17 protein-coding genes are annotated in these 15,411 nt (G+C 43.9%); 16 read left to right on the plus strand and 1 reads right to left on the minus strand.

What is annotated here, in order from left to right:
• The first annotated feature begins 7 nt into the window (after positions 1-7).
• Together DXD06_RS07570 and DXD06_RS07575 are read left to right on the plus strand one after the other, a co-directional pair.
• Positions 8-685, plus strand: coding sequence for a response regulator transcription factor (locus DXD06_RS07570; protein ID WP_055218786.1), 678 nt, complete (start codon positions 8-10; stop codon positions 683-685).
• A complete protein-coding gene (locus DXD06_RS07575) occupies positions 682-1,707 on the plus strand; it encodes a sensor histidine kinase (RefSeq protein WP_117603800.1) in 1,026 nt (341 codons plus the stop codon). Before DXD06_RS07570 ends, DXD06_RS07575 begins: the two co-directional genes overlap by 4 nt.
• A gap of 80 nt (positions 1,708-1,787) precedes the next feature.
• Here DXD06_RS07575 and DXD06_RS07580 read toward each other — a convergent pair whose 3' ends face one another.
• Positions 1,788-2,039 (minus strand): hypothetical protein, encoded by a 252-nt coding sequence (locus DXD06_RS07580; RefSeq protein ID WP_055218790.1) that lies wholly within the window; start codon positions 2,037-2,039, stop codon positions 1,788-1,790.
• Between the two features lie 646 nt (positions 2,040-2,685).
• Between DXD06_RS07580 and DXD06_RS07590 the strand changes: the two genes are divergently transcribed.
• The 14 genes from DXD06_RS07590 (at position 2,686) to clpX (ending at position 15,394) form a co-directional block, all read left to right on the plus strand.
• Complete coding sequence (locus DXD06_RS07590) at positions 2,686-3,213, plus strand: replication initiator protein A (protein WP_117603801.1); 528 nt, start codon at positions 2,686-2,688, stop codon at positions 3,211-3,213.
• Positions 3,213-4,028: an ATP-binding protein gene (locus DXD06_RS07595; RefSeq protein ID WP_117831244.1), complete on the plus strand. Its 816-nt coding sequence runs from the start codon at positions 3,213-3,215 to the stop codon at positions 4,026-4,028. The genes DXD06_RS07590 and DXD06_RS07595 overlap by 1 nt, the downstream gene beginning before the upstream one ends.
• A complete protein-coding gene (locus tag DXD06_RS07600; protein ID WP_004844954.1) occupies positions 4,025-4,234 on the plus strand; it encodes a MerR family transcriptional regulator in 210 nt (69 codons plus the stop codon). Before DXD06_RS07595 ends, DXD06_RS07600 begins: the two co-directional genes overlap by 4 nt.
• A gap of 134 nt (positions 4,235-4,368) precedes the next feature.
• Entirely contained in the window at positions 4,369-5,568 is a 1,200-nt protein-coding gene (locus tag DXD06_RS07605) for a site-specific integrase (RefSeq protein WP_117603803.1), read from the plus strand.
• A 179-nt stretch (positions 5,569-5,747) separates the two neighbouring features.
• The gene (locus DXD06_RS07610) at positions 5,748-6,263 is read left to right on the plus strand and encodes a low molecular weight protein-tyrosine-phosphatase (RefSeq protein ID WP_117831333.1); all 516 of its coding nucleotides are present in this window, start codon (positions 5,748-5,750) and stop codon (positions 6,261-6,263) included.
• Positions 6,264-6,280: 17 nt separating this feature from the next.
• The gene (locus tag DXD06_RS07615; RefSeq protein WP_117831245.1) at positions 6,281-7,234 is read left to right on the plus strand and encodes a ketopantoate reductase family protein; all 954 of its coding nucleotides are present in this window, start codon (positions 6,281-6,283) and stop codon (positions 7,232-7,234) included.
• A 63-nt stretch (positions 7,235-7,297) separates the two neighbouring features.
• Positions 7,298-7,753: a hypothetical protein gene (locus DXD06_RS07620; RefSeq protein ID WP_022047124.1), complete on the plus strand. Its 456-nt coding sequence runs from the start codon at positions 7,298-7,300 to the stop codon at positions 7,751-7,753.
• Between the two features lie 60 nt (positions 7,754-7,813).
• Complete coding sequence (locus DXD06_RS07625) at positions 7,814-8,455, plus strand: HAD family hydrolase (protein WP_022047123.1); 642 nt, start codon at positions 7,814-7,816, stop codon at positions 8,453-8,455.
• A gap of 64 nt (positions 8,456-8,519) precedes the next feature.
• A complete protein-coding gene (locus tag DXD06_RS16950) occupies positions 8,520-8,717 on the plus strand; it encodes a hypothetical protein (RefSeq protein WP_147343615.1) in 198 nt (65 codons plus the stop codon).
• A 146-nt stretch (positions 8,718-8,863) separates the two neighbouring features.
• The gene (aspS, locus tag DXD06_RS07630) at positions 8,864-10,612 is read left to right on the plus strand and encodes an aspartate--tRNA ligase (RefSeq protein WP_117831246.1); all 1,749 of its coding nucleotides are present in this window, start codon (positions 8,864-8,866) and stop codon (positions 10,610-10,612) included.
• Positions 10,613-10,629: 17 nt separating this feature from the next.
• The gene (gene gatC, locus DXD06_RS07635; RefSeq protein ID WP_055263034.1) at positions 10,630-10,923 is read left to right on the plus strand and encodes an Asp-tRNA(Asn)/Glu-tRNA(Gln) amidotransferase subunit GatC; all 294 of its coding nucleotides are present in this window, start codon (positions 10,630-10,632) and stop codon (positions 10,921-10,923) included.
• A 12-nt stretch (positions 10,924-10,935) separates the two neighbouring features.
• Positions 10,936-12,399, plus strand: a complete 1,464-nt coding sequence (gatA, locus tag DXD06_RS07640) for an Asp-tRNA(Asn)/Glu-tRNA(Gln) amidotransferase subunit GatA (RefSeq protein ID WP_022047120.1) — start codon at positions 10,936-10,938, stop codon at positions 12,397-12,399.
• 14 nt (positions 12,400-12,413) lie between these two features.
• The gene (gatB, locus tag DXD06_RS07645; protein ID WP_117831247.1) at positions 12,414-13,847 is read left to right on the plus strand and encodes an Asp-tRNA(Asn)/Glu-tRNA(Gln) amidotransferase subunit GatB; all 1,434 of its coding nucleotides are present in this window, start codon (positions 12,414-12,416) and stop codon (positions 13,845-13,847) included.
• A 119-nt stretch (positions 13,848-13,966) separates the two neighbouring features.
• Entirely contained in the window at positions 13,967-15,394 is a 1,428-nt protein-coding gene (gene clpX / locus DXD06_RS07650; RefSeq protein WP_117831248.1) for an ATP-dependent Clp protease ATP-binding subunit ClpX, read from the plus strand.
• Positions 15,395-15,411: the final 17 nt, after the last annotated feature.

The following is a 15,411-nucleotide window of genomic DNA, read 5'->3' on the forward strand; positions in this document are numbered from 1 at the left end:
TGCTGCCGTGAAAAGAATTGCTGTTGTGGAAGATGAAGTCTATATGCGGGAAGAACTCTGCAATATGCTTCAAAAGGACGGGTATCTTGCGGAGGCAATCACCGAGTTGGAAGATGCCGCTCGGCTCCTGGCAGCCCTCCGTCCTGACCTTGTGATCTTAGACCTGAATTTGCCGGAGATCAGTGGCTTTCAAATCTGCCAGGAACTAAAGAATAAAACCGCTATCCCCGTCCTGATACTGACTTCCAGAGATCAGGTAAAGGATGAACTGCAAGCGTTCCACTTGGGTGCTGATGAATATTTGACGAAGCCGTGCAGAAAAGATCGACTTCTTGCCAGGGTATCCAATATTCTCAAAAGGTATGAAGGCCGTACCAATCTCATAGAGGGACCAGATTTCCTGTTAGACCAGCAGACCTACACGCTTTATATTCATAATACCTCTGTCGTGCTTCCAAAAAATCAGGGAAAACTGTTGGTTGCTCTTTTGTCCGGCGGCGATGCTCTGGTCACGACGGAGCAACTTTGCATAGCACTATGGGGAACCACGGAATACATAGACGAAAATGCCTTGCAGGTTAATCTGACCAGGCTGAAAAAGACGATGTCCGGTCTTGAGATGAAGCAGCGAATCGTTGCGGTTCGTGGGATGGGCTATCGTCTGGAAACGGGGGTGGCTCCATGAAGCGGCTTTGGCACATGATAGAACGGTACTACCCCTGGCTGCTGTTGCTGTTGGGCGTGGATTGCTTTTGTGCTATCATTCTTTGGATTTCTGACATTCAGGCATTTCAAACCTTGAGTGGGTTAGTAGTTCTGACAAGCCTCCTTTTGTTTTCAGCAATTCTGTTTGTACTAAACAAGCGGGAGACCACCCGCCGAGAGCTGTTCCGGGATTTCCTCAGTGATCCTGCCATCTGCAACGAGGAACGGCTGCTCAGTGCCATCAGCCGGGAAGAAGGAGAATCTATCCGGCTTCTGGCATCAGTTTTACAGGAACACAAAACTGAGAGTAACAGTATGGCAGATGCCCTACAGGACTATGAAGAATATGTGGAGGGCTGGGCACATGAAGCGAAAACGCCCTTATCGTTGTTGACCATGCTCCTGGATAATCGGAGCAACGAAATGTCTCCTCCCCTGCAAGCAAAACTGGATTATGTCCGCAGTCAGCTTCAGGAGGATGTCACTCAGATGTTATACTATGCCCGGTTAAAGAGCAGTACAAAGGATTATCAGTTTAAGGATATCAATTTGAATGACTGCTTGGGGGAAGTTCTGGAGGACTATGCCCCACTTCTGGAAGAAAAGCAGTTTGTAATTATCAATAAACTGCAATCTGAAACAGTCTATACAGACCGTAGAGGGCTTCAGTTTATGTTGGGACAGATCGTGAGCAATGCCATAAAATATAGCAGCGATAGTCCCATGCTAACAATCTCTATGATACATTCGGAGATCGCAGATGTCCTTTCAGTTGAGGATAATGGCATCGGTGTAAAAAAATATGATCTGCCGTATATTTTTCAAAAGGGCTTTACCGGGGATTCTACTGACAGCAGAAAGAAAGCTACCGGTATAGGGCTTTACCTGGTTAAGAAGATGGCTGACGATCTAAACCTTCGTCTGGAAGCTGCTTCCCCGTGGGAAAAGGGCTTTAAGATAGTCATCTTCTTTCCAAAATTGAAATCCAACGGAGGAAAATAATATAAGCAAAAAACGGGGCTGTAAAATAAGTCTCTGCTAAAGAAACGCTAGTTCCGACAAATGCTGGTTCTGGCGTTTCTTTACATTAATATATGTTTTTTGAAAATCGTCACTGTTTTATGTAAAAAGGGTACACTTAATAAGCTTGGATAGATTTCTTCTGTACGTCCATATTTTTTATATCTTACATGTTGTTTTCGTTTGAAAAGAAATTTACGTCCATTAGGGCATATAGGATTTCCGTTCTCATCTCTTATATAGTTTACAGCACGATAAGGATTCGTGTGATGTTTTTTATCTGCCGTTTCTTTTTTGTACATGGTAAATATCATTAAATTTTTCCATTAAAGGTACAAAGCATTCCATGCCTTGTCTTCCATAAAATCAATTCTACGTTAAAAACATACCGTCTAGACAGCTATTTTTTAAGCTATCATTTGAAAGACATATATAATATATAGGCTCAAATGGTGAAAGTGCCCATTTGGGCCTATTATTGTATGAATTCATACGTTACAACCAGAGCAAGATCCACCCGTGTATTACAGTATTGTCATTTTGACAATATTGTATTACTTACGAGTGGCAGACTTGATGGGGATTACGTCCCCATACCCACGTGAAAATATAATTGCAGGCAATTACATTTTAGCAGATACGCAAGCGTTTCTGAGTAAGCATCATAGACAACAAAATAAGAAAATTTTGATAAGGCATTCACCTGGATAGGTGAGTGTTTTTTTATTTTCAAATATTTAATTAACAGAAAAAATAAAAAAGTTTTCTTCAGGGGGCTGTAAAAATGCCTCTCAGCGTTTCGTATTAATGAAAGGGTATTTTTTGCAGGAAAAATAAAAAATTTTCATCAAGAGCCTGTATTTATGCCCTTCATCTTTTGAATATGTGTAAGGACATTTTTTGAGCCGGCATAAAAATGATTTTTACAACAATTAGAAACAGAAACGAGGTGAGAAAAGAATGAAATATGAATACATGAAGGAGTCAGAGCAGATGCTTCAATACTTCCAGTTTCCGAAGTTTTTGCTAAAACTGCGAATTTCTCAAACTGCAAAATATCTTTATATGATTTTGTACGACCGGGCGCGGATATCAAGAAAGAATAGCTGGATAGACAAGTATGGAAATGTTTATCTGATATTTCCAATAGATGAATTGTCTGTTCAAATCGGCAAATGCAAATCTTCTATAAAAACAGCATTGAAGGAATTAGATGATGAGGGATTATTGGTTCGCAGATCCGGTGGATTTTCAAAACCCAATCATTTATATGTAAAAATACCATCTGATGAGATTGGGCTACAGCCGGTTGAGAATAAGGCGGTTGAAAAGATGGCTTTGATGGAGTCGGAAAAGCAACCATCATCTGGTCGTAAAAATGGCTGTACAGGAGTCGGAAATGTGGCACCTAGTAAAGTAACTGAGAAATATAAAAGTAATAAATATTATGAAGTAAATTATTGCTATGGGAAAGGAGAGAGTTTGTGATGAGAGAAGAAGATACCGTATGTGTAGGTAGTGATGGTTTGCGATACTGCAAAGTCTGTGGGGAAGCGAAAGAAGCATTTTTCCCAGAGGGTGGCTTTATGGGGATGAAGAAACATTCCAGGCAATGTGCCTGTGACAGAAAAGCGTATGAAGAAGAACAAAAATATTTTAAAGAGAAAGAACACCGGGAATTAGTCAGTAGAAATACGAGCATCTGTTTTGACGAGAGCAGGATGGAAGAGTGGACATTTGAGAATGCAGATATGTCAGATGCAGTAATGCATAAGGCAAAAAGCTATGTTGATAACTGGGAGGAAATGAAAAGAAATCATATAGGCTGTTTGTTCTGGGAACCGGTTGGTACCGGGAAAAGTTATATTGCCGGGTGTATTGCCAATGAACTTCTTAAGCGGGAAGTAACGGTAAAGATGACAAATTTCAATACCATTATTGATAATATATTTCCACTGGCAGACAAAACGGAATATATCAATGCATTGGCTTCTTACCAGCTTTTGATTATTGATGATCTTGGAGTGGAACGAAATTCAGAATATGCGTTAGGAATTATTTTTAGTGTCATAGACCGCAGGATCCGTTCGGGACGACCTTTGATCATCACAACGAATCTTCCGCTGAAAGAAATAAAAAGCGAGACCATGTTGGATAAAAGGCGTATCTATGACCGTATTTTAGAAATGTGTACACCCGTGTATGTTGGAGGCACAAGCAAACGAGAAGCGATTGCAAGTATGAAAATGGAGAAAGCGAAAACGCTGTTGAACACAAACAGAGGGAAGGAGGAATGCGAATGAATCATACAGAAAAAACAATACCTGTTTGGAAGAAATATTCTTTAAATGTTTCCGAAGCAGCAGAATATTACGGAATTGGAGAAAAGAGATTGAGACAAATCGCAGGTGAAAATGAAGGAGCAGATTTTATTTTGGAAGTTGGTTCGCATATCCGGTTCAAAAGAAAATTATTTGAAGATTATCTGGACACAGCCAGTACAGTTTAAGTGACAGAATAGAAGAAATAGTAATGAAAATAATGTTCATTTTATCTTAGCGAAGAGAAGGTCTTGTGGTATAATGAATAAACCGAGACGGTCTTCCAAGTTAAATGAGCATTTAATGAAGGAGACGAAATATTATGAGTGAAAAAAGGAGAGATCATAGAGGACGTATATTACACAATGGAGAAATACAGTTATCTGATGGCAGATATAGATTTAAGTATGTCGATGAGATGGGAAAGGAGCGCTGCGTATATAGCTGGCGCTTAGACCATAACGATGCAACTCCGAAAGGAAAGCACCGGGCTTTATCGCTTCGGGAGATGGAGAAGAAAATCCAGGCAGATCATTTTGAACAGATTGCAACAAATGGCGGAAATATGACGGTACTGGAACTGGTTGAAAAATATACATCAACAAAAACCGGTGTCAGACCTACTACAGTTGCAGGATACGGAACAGTTATCAATTTATTGAAGAAAGATCCATTTGGAAAAAGAAGGATTGATACGGTTCGGATTTCGGATGCAAAATGTTGGCTGATACATCTTCAGCAGGTAGAAAAGAAAAGCTATAGTTCCATCCATTCAATCCGAGGAGTTCTTCGTCCGGCATTTCAGTTGGCAGTGGATGATGACCTGATCAGGAAAAATCCATTTCAGTTTCAGCTAATGGAAGTGGTTGTGAATGACAGTGTGACAAGAGAGGCAATCAGCAGGGCTGAGGAACGAAAGTTCCTACGGTTTGTGAAGGAAGACCCTCATTTTTGCAGGTATTATGAAGGAATTTACATATTATTTAAAACAGGCCTTCGCATCTCGGAATTTTGTGGTTTGACGATTTCTGATATTGATTTCAAGGAGCATACGATCAACATCGATCATCAATTGCAGAAAAAATCAAAAATCGGATATTATATTCAAGAGACTAAAACAACCAGCGGAACAAGAAAGATACCTATGACTGCAGATGTAGAGGAATGTTTTCGGAAAATTATAGAAAAACGAAACCCGCCCAAAGCAGAACCTATGGTAGATGGAAAAAGTGGATTCTTATACTTTGATAAAAATGAAAGTATCTGTTATTCCCTGCACTGGGAGCATTATTTTCAACACATCATTCAGAAGTATAATAATACTTACAAAGTACAGATGCCTGTCATCACCCCTCATGTATGTCGGCATACCTATTGCTCAAATATGGCAAAATCCGGAATGAATCCAAAAGCATTGCAATATTTGATGGGCCACTCAGACATCAGCGTAACGCTGAATACATATACGCACGTAAATCTTGAGGATGCCAGGGAAGAAGTTGCCCGGATTCAGGTTGTGTAATTACGATTTTTAATTGAAAATAGCAAGGTGTAAAATGGAAAAACATACACCTTATTTTACACCTTTTGCGGACGATATTATGAGAAAATAAACCAGGTTATGCCAGAAAAGAAAAATTCACAAAGGCTTACAAAGCCCGAAAAACCAAGAAAAACTAAGAAATGCGAGGTTATGCAACAATGATAAAAATACTATTCATTTGCCACGGCAACATCTGCCGCAGCACCATGGCCGAAAGCGTCCTCACCCACCTGGTCCACCAGCTGCACCTCGACAACCAGTTCGAGATCGACTCCGCTGCGACCAGCCGTGAGGAGATCGGCAACCCGCCGCACTACGGCACAAAAAATAAATTATACGAAGAAAATATTCCGCTTGTTCCGCACCGGGCGCGCCAGATGACAAGGGATGACTATCTGTATTTTGATTATCTGATCGGCATGGATTCCGCAAATATCCGGAACATGACAAGAATCGCGGGAGGCACGGACAGCCAGGATAAAATATACAAGATGCTTTCATTTGCTGGCTATGAAGACACGCAGAAATTTACCGGGGCGCGGGATGTGGCAGATCCATGGTACACCGGCAATTTTGATGAAACCTATGAAGATGTGGTTGCAGGATGCAAAGGATTCCTGTATTATTTACAGCAGAAAGGGGACATTTCAAAAGAAATAGAAATTCCCCGGTAAGTAAGGAGTGACATTGGGTGAAATATCTGATCATTGGAGCTGGTGGCACAGGCGGAGTTGTCGGTTTTCACATGGCGCAGGCAGGAAAAGATGTGACGTTGATCGCCAGAGATGCGCATTTGGAGAGTATACAGCAAAAGGGACTGACGCTTCAGACCATGTGGGATGAGAACACAAAGACCATACCGGTAAAGGCATCTGACATGCAGCATTACAAAGACCGGCCGGATGTGATCTTAGTCTGCGTAAAAGGATATTCGCTGGATGGAATTTACGAATTTATCCGTAGAATTGCAAAACCGCAGACGATTGTGATTCCAATTTTAAATATTTATGGAACCGGAGCTAAAATGCAGGAAAAACTGCCGGGAATGCTTGTGACGGACGGATGTATTTACGTGTCAGCCAATATTAAGGAGCCGGGAGTTATTTTGCAGCACGGAAAGATTCTGCGCATTTTCTTCGGCGTGCGCCAAAAAGAAGAAAAATGCCAGCTGTTAGAGCAGATTCAGAAAGATTTCCGTGACAGTGCAATCGATGGGATATTATCAGAACAGAACCAGCGGGATGCGCTGGAGAAATTTTCCTATGTGTCACCGATCGGAGCGGCGGGCCTTTACTTAAATGCCACGGCAGGAGATTTCCAGAAAGAGGGGAAAGCAAGAGAACTGTTTTGCACGATGATAAGGGAAATCGTTGCACTGGCGATGGCCATGGGATTTCCGTTTGAAAAGGATATGGTTTCCGTAAATCTGCAGATTTTATCCAATCTTCCGCCGGAGGCAACCACGTCAATGCAAAGGGATGTGATGGCACACAGACCGTCGGAAGTGGATGGTCTGGTATACGAAGTGGTGCGCATGGCGCACAGATATCAGGTTCCGGTGCCCGCATATGAAAAAGTGGCACAGAAACTGCAAGGAGAAATTATGTGCGAAAAAATTCTCACACAGAAGGAAATGTGGAGATAAAAAGGGAAGAAAAATAACAGGATTCATTGTAGATAATGAATCATAAAAACACAGGAGAACAACATGGAATACAAATACAGCACAATTAACGAGGTAAATCATTTTGAATTTGGCGAGGCTGTGGTTGGGGACATCCAGCTGACAGAGCGCATGTTTCATCTGGTACTGGACAATGTAAAAATCTGTCCGGAAAATTCCTGCAACCGCGACATCCGGATGATGCGTACCAATGAACTTTTATTTAAGATTTCAGATGCAGAAATCATTTCGCTTGTTGAGGAAGGATACAACGAATACGATGCTGATGGAAATTTAAAGCACACGTATCCGGACGAGGAAGTGGAAAAAGCAAAGTATGATGAGGTGGCACAGGTTCTTTTGGAGGGAACCATATATGAACTGACGTTACAGAGCGGTGTTTATACGTTTATCATTGACGGAACCAACGACCGTACCTACGCGCTGAAAGTAACCGGAAGCGGCGATACGCAGGAGTGGAACCGGTTTCTTGAGGTATAGAGTCGGGAAAGCTTTTGTTCGCCGGGTAGCCTTTGAACAGAAACACAGGAGGAAAAAGACATGATACAGACCGTTATTTTTGATCTGGACGGGACCCTTTTGGATACAGAAAAATACTATTTCGCGAAATGGAAAGAGGCTATGGCGCATTTCGGATATCATATGACCGATGAGGAGGCATACAGTGTGCGTTCCCTTGGGATGCCTTATGCACCGGAACATTTTAAAAAGCTGTATGGAGAAGATTTTGACTATGACAAAGTGCATACATATCGCAGAAAACTGACGGATCAGGTGCTTGATGAGGGACCGATTGAGGCAAAACCGGGAGCAGAGGAACTGTTAAAATATTTGCGCAAAAAAGGTGTGCGTACAGCGATTGCCACCGCAGGAGGTGTGGAGCGCAGCAGCAGTCTGCTGAAGAGAGTGGGATTGTATGACTATCTCGACCACATTGTTTCTGCCCGGCAGGTCGCCCATGGCAAACCGGCGCCGGATGTTTATCTGTACGCCTGCAGCCAGCTTCATGTGCAGCCACAGGAGTGCTATGCGGTGGAAGATTCTCCAAATGGAATTCACAGTGCATACAGTGCAGGATGTAAGGTGTTTATGGTGCCGGATCTGACACAGCCGGATGCCGAACTGGAGAAATTTATATACAAAAAAGTGGAATCACTTGTAGCACTAAAGGAGTATTTTTAAATTTTTTCTTGCAATCACTGGAATTGTGTGATAAAACAGATTACAAAAGGAACGTACATCAGGGATGTACGACAGAAAATGCATAGATGGAGACTCTGATCATCAGACATCGACAGGAATACAGCGTCACCGACTGAGAGCGCTGTTTGAAAGAGATGATTATGGGAACACTGCCGGAGCAGACGGATTGAACACGGGCAGGATGGTTTTGAAAAACCGGAATGTGGAAGTAGGTTCGTACGTGAGCGCACGTTACGCGTAAGAGAGGGAAGATGAGAATGTCTCATTTTTCAATGCGGGTGGTACCGCGGATAATCTGAATTATTCGCCCCGGAATACAATTATAGTATTCCGGGGCTTTTCTTTTTTCATAAGAGGAGCCCCGGACCAGAAAAAGGAGTAGAAAAGATGAGTAACATTTACAGAGATGTCACACTGAATCAGGTAAGCGAGCAGGACATTGGAAAGACGATCCGTGTCGCTGGCTGGGTAGAAAATATCCGTGACCATGGCGGAGTATCTTTTATTGATTTAAGAGATATGTATGCAGTGATGCAGATCGTTATCCGCGATGGAAAGCTGTTAGAAGGAATCCGTAAAGAGCAGGCTATTACCGTGGAAGGTCTGATCGAAAAGAGAGATGAGGAAACCTACAATCCAAAGATCCCGACCGGAACCATCGAGCTGGATGCAAAGGAAGTGACGGTACTCGGAGAAGTATATTCCCAGCTTCCGTTTGAAGTAATGACCAGCAAGAGTGTGGTACACGAAGATGTACGTCTGAAATATCGGTATCTGGATCTGAGAAACCAGAAAGTAAAAGATAATATCATTTTCCGTTCCAAAGTGATTTCTTATCTGCGTGAGAAAATGACAAGTATGGGATTTCTGGAGTTACAGACACCGATCCTGTGCGCATCTTCTCCAGAGGGTGCAAGAGATTATATCGTACCGTCCAGAAAATTCAAGGGAAAATTTTATGCACTGCCACAGGCACCACAGCAGTACAAGCAGCTTCTGATGGTATCCGGATTTGATAAATATTTCCAGATTGCACCTTGTTTCCGTGATGAGGATGCCAGAGCCGACCGTTCACCGGGAGAGTTCTATCAGCTGGATTTTGAGATGAGTTTTGCCACACAGGAAGATGTATTTGCAGTTGGTGAAGAAGTTCTTTCGTCTGTATTTGAAAAGTTCGCACCGGAAGGAAGCGTTGTGACCAAGGCTCCATATCCGATTATCAGTTATAAGCAGGCAATGCTGGAGTTTGGTTCCGATAAGCCGGATCTGCGTAACCCGCTTCGTATTATCGATGTGACCGACTTTTTCCAGAAATGTACGTTCAAGCCGTTCATCGGAAAAACGGTTCGGGCAATCCGCGTACACGCCGATATGTCCAAAGGTTTCCACGAGAAACTCCTTAAATTTGCAACCGGACTTGGCATGGGTGGTTTAGGATATCTGGAAGTATTGGAAGACGGCTCTTACAAGGGACCAATCGACAAGTTTATTCCGGATGACTGTAAGGAAGAATTCCGTACACTGGCAGGACTTGAAGTTGGCGATACAATTTTCTTTATGGCAGATAAGGAAGAACGCGCTGCATATTACGCCGGAATGATCAGAAACGAACTCGGTGAGAAGCTGGATCTGATCGAGAAGAATGCATACCGTTTCTGTTATGTCAACGATTTCCCGATGTTTGAGAAAGATCCGGAGACAAAGAAGATCGGATTTACCCATAATCCATTCTCCATGCCACAGGGCGGCTTAGAAGCACTTAATACCATGGACCCGCTGGATATCCTGGCTTACCAGTACGATATCGTCTGCAACGGTGTGGAATTATCTTCCGGAGCTGTGCGTAACCACGATATGCAGATCATGGAAAAAGCATTTGAGATTGTAGGTTACGACAAAGAAGTGTTAAAGAACAAGTTCGGCGCATTATACACCGCATTCCAGTACGGAGCACCGCCACACGCAGGTATGGCTCCTGGAGTTGACCGTATGATCATGCTTTTACGCAACGAAGAAAATATCCGTGAAGTCATCGCATTCCCGATGAACGGAAACGCACAGGATCTGATGTGCGGTGCACCAAACGAAGTCACCGAGCAGCAGCTGCGTGAAGTGCATATTAAGGTTAGAGATTAAGGAGAAGGGAACAAAATATGGCAAACGTAATCTCAGACGAGACAATGGAATATGTTGGAATCCTTGCAAAGCTGGAATTGTCTGACGCGGAAAAAGAAGCTGCGAAAAAAGACATGGAGAGCATGCTGGATTATATTGATAAATTAAACGAACTGGATACCTCCAATGTGGAACCGATGTCCCATGTATTTCCGGTACAGAATGTGTTCCGGGAAGATGTTGTGGAAAACGGCGATGGTGGAGAGGACACACTTGCGAACGCACCGGAGCGCCGCGACCGCGCATTTGTAGTTCCAAAGACGGTAGAGTAAGGAGGGGCAGCTATGAATTTATTATCGCTCACAGCGGTAGAGCTGGGAAAGAAAATAAAAGCGCATGAAGTGACCGTTGAGGAAGCAACAAGAGCTGCTCTTGACGCGATTCGTGCAAAAGAAAAGGATATCAACAGCTTTGTCACCGTAGATGAAGAGTCTGCGATGATCCGCGCAAAAGAAGTACAGAAAATGATTGATGACGGGACACTGACCGGGCCTCTGGCAGGTGTTCCAGTTGCCATCAAAGATAATATGTGTACAAAGGGAATGTTAACGACCTGCAGTTCTAAGATTTTATATAATTTTATTCCAACTTATACAGCGGAAGCAGTGATCAATCTGGAAAAAGCGGGCGCAGTCATTCTCGGAAAGACGAACATGGATGAATTTGCCATGGGAAGTACCACAGAGACTTCTGCCTATGGGGAGACAAAGAATCCATGGAATACCGCACATGTACCGGGCGGTTCTTCCGGTGGAAGCTGTGCGGCAGTGGCAGCAGAGGAATGTTACTATGCACTCGGATCGGATACCGGAGGATCTATCCGTCAGCCAAGTTCATTTTGTGGTGTGACCGGAATCAAACCAACTTATGGTACCGTTTCCCGTTACGGACTGATCGCATACGGTTCCTCTCTGGATCAGATCGGACCGATTGCAAAGGATGTGACCGACTGTGCCACAATTCTGGAGACAATTACTTCTTATGATAAGAAGGATTCCACATCGGTAAAACGAGAAGAAACCGATTTTACATCGGCACTGGTGGATGATGTAAAGGGAATGAAGATTGGTATTCCGCGTGACTATCTGGGCGAGGGACTGGACCCGGAAGTAAAGGAAGCCATTCTTGCAGCGGCAAAGACGTTAGAAGAAAAAGGCGCAATCGTAGAGGAATTTGATTTAAGTCTCGTAGAGTATGCGATTCCGGCTTATTATGTCATTGCGGCAGCAGAGGCAAGCTCCAATCTGGCACGTTTTGATGGAGTAAAATACGGATACCGCACAAAAGAGTACGAGGGACTGCACAATATGTACAAGAAGTCCCGCTCCGAAGGATTCGGACCGGAAGTAAAGCGCCGTATTATGCTTGGATCTTTCGTGTTAAGTTCCGGATATTATGATGCTTATTATCTGAAAGCACTGCGCACCAAAGCCCTGATCAAGCAGGCATTTGACAAGGCATTTGCAAAGTATGATGTGATTCTCGGACCGGCGGCACCGACCACCGCTCCGAAACTGGGAGAATCTTTGAGTGATCCGCTGAAGATGTATCTTGGAGATGTATATACCGTTTCGGTCAATCTGGCAGGTCTGCCGGGAATTTCCGTGCCGTGCGGTGTGGACAGCAAAGGACTTCCGATCGGTCTGCAGCTGATCGGGGATTGTTTCAAGGAGAAAAACATCATCCGTGCGGCCTACAGTTTTGAACAGACAAGAACGTATCAGCACAGTCCGGCAGCAGAAGCGTAGAAAGGAGAGAAGAGATGTCAAAAGAATATGAAACCGTCATTGGACTGGAAGTCCATGTAGAATTAGCAACCAAGACAAAAATCTTCTGTGCCTGCTCCACTGCATTCGGAAGTGCACCAAATACCCACACCTGTCCGGTATGTACCGGTATGCCGGGATCGCTTCCGGTCTTAAACAAAAAGGTGGTAGAGTATGCCATGGCAGTTGGTCTGGCAACAAACTGTCAGATCAATCAGTACAGCAAATTTGACCGGAAAAATTATTTCTATCCGGATAACCCGCAGAACTATCAGATTTCCCAGCTTTATCTGCCAATCTGCCATGACGGAGGGGTAGAGATCGAGACGGAATCCGGCGGGAAAAAGACCATCGGTATCCATGAAATCCATATGGAAGAGGATGCCGGAAAGTTAGTACATGATGACTGGGAAGGGGTATCTCTGGTGGATTACAACCGTTCCGGTGTACCGCTGATCGAGATCGTGTCCGAGCCGGATATGCGCTCCGCAGAGGAAGTCATTGCATATCTGGAGAAACTGCGTATGACGATCCAGTACCTGGGTGCCAGTGACTGCAAGATGCAGGAGGGTTCCATGCGTGCGGATGTCAATTTATCAGTTCGTGAAAAGGGCGCCAAAGAGTTTGGTACCCGTACCGAGATGAAAAATATCGGTTCGTTTAAGGCAATCGCACATGCCATTGAAGCCGAGACAGCCCGCCAGATTGATCTGATTGAATCCGGGGAAAAGGTTGTACAGGAGACCCGCCGCTGGAACGATGATCAGGGATATTCCTATGCGATGCGTTCCAAAGAGGATGCACAGGATTATCGTTATTTCCCGGAGCCGGATCTGGTACCGATCGTTGTCAGTGACGAATGGCTGCAGCAGATCCGGGACAATCAGCCGGAACTTCATGATGAAAAACTGGCCCGTTATATTGCAGAGTTTGGTCTGCCGGAGTATGATGCACAGATTCTTACATCGGAGAAAAAGCTGGCAGATCTCTTTGAGGCGACTTCTGCGATTTGCAATAAACCAAAGAAAGTATCCAACTGGCTCATGGGAGAAACGATGCGTCTGTTAAAGGACCGGGAAATGGATGCCGAAGATCTCCGTTTTTCACCAGAGCATCTGGCAAAAATTATCGAATTGACAGAGGCAGGAACGATCAATAATTCCGTTGCCAAGGAAGTATTTGAAAAAGTATTTGATGAGGACGTAGATCCGGAGCGTTATGTGGAAGAGCATGGCTTAAAGAGTGATAACGATGAGGATGCACTTCGCGCAACGATAGAGCAGATTGTCAAAGACAATCCGCAGTCGGTGGAGGATTACCACAACGGAAAAGAGAAAGCAATCGGATTTTTGGTCGGACAGACGATGAAAGCAACCAAAGGCAAGGCAAATCCGGGAATCGTAAATAAAATCTTAAAGGAACTGCTTTAAATCTTAAAGAAAAATGAAAAAACAGGGGAAAACTTGTCTTTACAGGCTGAATATCGTATAATAATTTTGCCGTCGCTTACTGCGGCGGCAATGTTATATGTAAAAAAGGAGTTTATACGATGGCGGAAGACCAGAATAATAAAGAAAATACCACGACATCCGATACAAGCAATACAAGTGAATATGAAGATGTCTGTTACATCTGCCGCAGACCGGAGAGTGTTGCGGGAAAGATGATACATATCCAGAATGATATCTGCATTTGTCAGGACTGTATGCAGAAAACATTTGATACCATGAACAACGGCACCTTTAACATGGGCGATTTCATGAATATGAACATGGGAAAAATGCCGAATATCAGTATGATCAATCTGGCGGATCTACAGAATGCGGTTCCGAACAAACAGAAGTTAAAGAAAAAGAAACCAAAGGATGAGCAGCCGAAACCGGAACTGGATATTCATTCCATTCCGGCACCGCACAAAATCAAGGCGCGTCTGGATGAGTATGTTGTCGGACAGGAACATGCCAAAAAAGTGATGTCCGTTGCCGTTTACAATCACTATAAACGCGTGATGGAAGACACCAATGACGGCGTGGAAATCGAAAAGTCCAATATGCTCATGATCGGACCGACCGGATCGGGAAAGACGTATCTGGTAAAGACACTGGCACGGCTTTTGGATGTGCCGCTGGCAATCACAGATGCAACCTCTCTGACCGAAGCCGGATATATCGGTGATGATATCGAAAGCGTAGTCAGCAAACTTCTGGCTGCAGCTGACAATGATGTGGAGCGTGCAGAGCACGGTATTATTTTCATTGATGAGATCGACAAGATTGCAAAGAAGCGCAATGCCAATCAGCGGGATGTAAGCGGAGAGTCGGTGCAGCAGGGAATGTTAAAGCTTCTCGAAGGCGCAGAGATTGAAGTTCCGGTTGGAGCAAGCAGCAAAAATGCGATGGTTCCGATGACCACGGTAGATACGAAGAATATTCTGTTTATCTGTGGCGGTGCCTTTCCGGAACTGGAAGAGGTTATCAAGGAGCGATTAAACAAGGAGGCGTCCATCGGCTTTAAGGCAGATCTGAAAGATAAATACGACAAGGAAGAAAATCTTCTCTGTAAAGTGACAGTGGAGGATGTCCGTAAATTCGGAATGATTCCGGAGTTTCTGGGACGTCTGCCGATTCTGTTTTCACTGGAAGCACTGACGGAAGATATGCTTGTGCGTATTCTGACAGAGCCGAAGAATGCGATTGTACGTCAGTACAAAAAGCTTCTGGCGATGGATGAAGTGGATCTGGAGTTTACGGAGGACGCTTTGCATGCAATTGCAAAGCAGGCGAAAGAAAAGAAAGTCGGTGCCCGTGCACTGCGAGCCATTATTGAAGAGTTCATGCTGGATATCATGTATGAGATTCCAAAGGATGACAATATCGGAAAAGTGACGATCACAGAGGATTATGTGGAGAAAAAGGGCGGACCGCTCATTGAAATGCGTGGAGTTGCGGCACTTCCGGAACAGGAAGCAAACGCATAAAATGTAGAAAAACCGAA

The sequence above is a fragment of the Roseburia sp. TF10-5 genome (genome assembly GCF_003462365.1).
Lineage (GTDB): Bacteria > Bacillota > Clostridia > Lachnospirales > Lachnospiraceae > Roseburia > Roseburia faecis.